At 30.7% G+C, this 3278-nt stretch carries 4 protein-coding genes; all 4 read right to left on the bottom strand.

Going from position 1 to position 3278, the window contains the following annotated elements; all coding sequences use genetic code 11:
- Positions 1 to 795: DNA glycosylase AlkZ-like family protein (locus CD122_RS10000; protein ID WP_142381203.1), on the bottom strand; the 795-nt coding region annotated here is incomplete at its 3' end.
- Complete coding sequence (locus CD122_RS09995) at positions 770 to 1318, bottom strand: MFS transporter (RefSeq protein WP_103358834.1); 549 nt, start codon at positions 1316 to 1318, stop codon at positions 770 to 772. The genes CD122_RS09995 and CD122_RS10000, both read right to left, overlap by 26 nt.
- A complete protein-coding gene (locus tag CD122_RS12605) occupies positions 1312 to 1458 on the bottom strand; it encodes a hypothetical protein (protein ID WP_103358833.1) in 147 nt (48 codons plus the stop codon). Before CD122_RS12605 ends, CD122_RS09995 begins: the two co-directional genes overlap by 7 nt.
- Positions 1459 to 1828: 370 nt before the next feature.
- Positions 1829 to 3187, bottom strand: coding sequence for a YqeG family HAD IIIA-type phosphatase (locus CD122_RS09985; RefSeq protein WP_103358832.1), 1359 nt, complete (start codon positions 3185 to 3187; stop codon positions 1829 to 1831).
- Between the last annotated feature and the right edge of the window lie 91 nt (positions 3188 to 3278).

Below are 3278 nucleotides of genomic sequence, written 5' to 3'. Positions count from 1 at the left end.
TTTAGATACTGTTTCAATACTTTGATGATTAAAACATTCAATATCTTTATTTAAAATATAATACTTTTCATCTCCGTTAAATAAAGTACTCACTTTATTTGCCTTCTCTAACTCACTTAAAACAGCTTGTATGTCCTTAACCTTTACTTTCCACTCAAATGCTATCTCCTTAGCTGTTAATACACCCAATCCATCAAGAGAACGTAACACATAATATTTTAAAGATTCTTTATAACTATAAGGATTATCTACAGTTTTCTTTTTATATAAGTACCTTTGAAAATTCTTATCTCTTAGAACACCTATCTGCCCAGTTCTAAATAAAAAATCTGTTAAATCTTGTATTTTACTTTTTTTCCATCCTTCAGACTTATTATACTTATAGATATTAGTTAATTCTTTAAACGACAATAAAGTATTTTCTGAAATAGACTCTAATATCTTTTCTATCAAATCAAAATCTTCTTTGTTATAAGATTCTTTATATCTTTCATAGAACCTGGCATGTCTCCAAACGTATTTGTTGTCGTCTTGAATGTTATTTATAGTTAATGCTCTACTATAATTTTCGCTTATTTCAAATTCATCATAACATCTTAATAAATCCTCTTGTTTATAACTTTTGATCCTATTAAGAAAATATAAGTCTTGTGTCCGAGTAAAAACATTAATACTATCTAACTGAACAATACCTACATTATTAAGCGCATGATATATATCAGTAAAATAGTTGTCTATACTTAACTTCTGTTTGAATATGCTAAAATTTTTAATTTGCTTGTTTGATATTTTCATAAACACCTCTGATTATAATCGAAAAAGTGACAGCTACTATCAAAATCATTGATAAAATAATGATAGTATACTTAACACCTATTACATTAATTATAAAACCTGATAAAGCTAATCCTAAAGGGTAACCCGCTGTACTAAAAGAATAAAACAAAGAAAATATTGCCCCTTGATTTTGCTCGGGGATATTTTCTTGTATATAAGTCTTAGAAAATATCATTGCTGGAACAGAAATAATACCAAAAAATAATGCTAGCAAAAGAAAGAAAAATTCATTATTAGATATACCTATAATAAAAAATATTATTCCATGAGCTACAATAGAAAAATCAATAATTTTTCTATTGCTCTTAACTTTTAATTTAGAAATTAGCAAGCTTCCTACAACTATTCCTAAAGATAAAAGAGATGAAAATAAGAAAAATATTATAGGACTATCACCGATTTCATTCTTAATAAATATAGGTATCACAACCGGATATACACCCCATATAAATAGATTCCAAAATGAGTTATTTATTAACAAGGTAAGCTTTTATGTAAAGCCATGCTTCCTCTAGGACTTCCACCCACAGGAATCCTAGTTAATTCGCTCTCCTGCTTACTGCTAATTACAGAAATGTCATTTGAATCAGTATTAGTTACATAAATAAACTTTTCTTTCATGAAAACGCTTTTTTGATAGTTTAATTAATACACTAAAAATTCAGAAAAGTCAACTAAATATAAAATACAGTAATTTCCCATGCAAAGTGTTCTTATTTTAATTTATTAATTAATATACATACCTATTATTACTATAGGTTCTGTTGCAAAATTAAATCTATTGTACAAATCAAGAAATAATACCTTATCATTGTATAAATTTTTTATTTTACGAACTAGTTTATCATTTAACTTAAATAGGATAATCATTATAGGTATGAATATAAACGAATGACATTCCCACCTTTTTTTTAATTAATGAGTTGTCGAATGCACTTCTTCAAAATATAAAAAGTTTGCTCCCTAATTACCTTAGAAAGCAAACTTTTTATTATTCAGGTCGAATGAGTGATTGTGGTATTAAATCATAATCGTACATGACTTCTGAGCGATTATCTAACAACAACTCTTTATTTTGTTCTTCCCCTGTCTCACGATTTTCTGTGACTTTATATATTTTAGACTTACGATAATACTTACCATTTTCTTGTACAAAGCGATGATTTTCTTCAACAAGACGGTACTTCCATGGAAATGCATGTTCACTTCTTAATTCGGCATACAATGTCTCGTCTTCTACATGAAAACACACTTGTATTTGTTGATCTGTAACATTCTTAAAGCGATAGTCCACATAGTTGTATGATACAGATGTGCCATTTTGAAAAGGTCGTCTTTCTCCTTGTTCAGGCGCCAATGCATCAGAATGTGTATGTAACTCTGTAATTTCTAACGGACTGTGTACCACTAACAAGTGAAGTGTATTTGCCAAGTTACATAAACCGCCACCCATTCCAGCAACGACTTCATTGTTTACAATCACACGCCCATCTTTGTAACCCGCTTTTTTAGTAATCTTGCCAACGAGTTTCCAAAACGAAAAATATTCGCCGGGTTGAATGACGATATGATCCATTTTAGAGGCAGCCAATGCGATATTATCTGCCTTATTTTTCTGTAGGACTAAATCAATCCCTTTCCCTTTTTTAATGAGATAAGACGTTTCTTGATGAACAACGTGCGGTAATGTTTTGTTTTGCTTAGTTACCGCAAATTTTTGACGTTGCTTTGCGTCTTTCACATAGCGTTTAACTGTTTCCTTTTTCGTCGCAACATTATATAGAATCGGATAACGGTCGCTTAAAGGTTGTCGCACTTGCTTCTTTTGAATAATGGCTTGCTGTAAAGGACTCACTGTTGGTTTGAGCGCAAATAATCGTAGTAATAGTTGTTCAACGCGGCGCTTTTTGCCAATCTTTGTTTCACCTTCATGTAGTAAATAATCCACTAATACCGTGTCCAAATTACATTTGTTCGCACCAACAATATCGGTAAATATTTGGTCTCCTACAACGAGAATTTGATGTTTTGGTACCGCTAACGTACGTATTGCTTTAATATACCCCTTTGAATCCGGCTTGTCTGCCATCGGAATATAGTCTGTTTGAATATGACGATTGAAATGCTTAATGCGTTCATCACTATTATTGGACAACAACAATGTTTTAAAACCCATGTTGTGAATCTTATTGAACAACGCATCAACCTCGGGTGTTGTATCGGCACCGTGTGGCACTAATGTCGCATCAATATCGAAAATAATTGCTTTGTAACCCAATTCTTTTACAACTTCATAATCGATATGAAAAATACTTTTTGCACATATCGTTGGAAACAGTTTCAATACCATGTGTCGCTCATAACCTCCTATTATAAAAATGCATAAAAATTTATATAAAACACGAACTTTTATTCTATTATAGTGTATACTATCCTTATGT

Origin of the sequence: Staphylococcus rostri (genome assembly GCF_002902145.1) — a bacterium.
Taxonomy (GTDB): Bacteria; Bacillota; Bacilli; order Staphylococcales; family Staphylococcaceae; genus Staphylococcus; species Staphylococcus rostri.
This window is presented reverse-complemented; position numbering and strand designations above follow the sequence as displayed.

Bases quoted from the DNA above. Each gene is read 5' to 3' on its own strand.
- CD122_RS12605 (WP_103358833.1), bottom strand. From the start codon at position 1,458: ATGAAAGAAAAGTTTATTTATGTAACTAATACTGATTCAAATGACATT.
- CD122_RS09985 (WP_103358832.1), bottom strand. From the start codon at position 3,187: ATGGTATTGAAACTGTTTCCAACGATATGTGCAAAAAGTATTTTTCAT.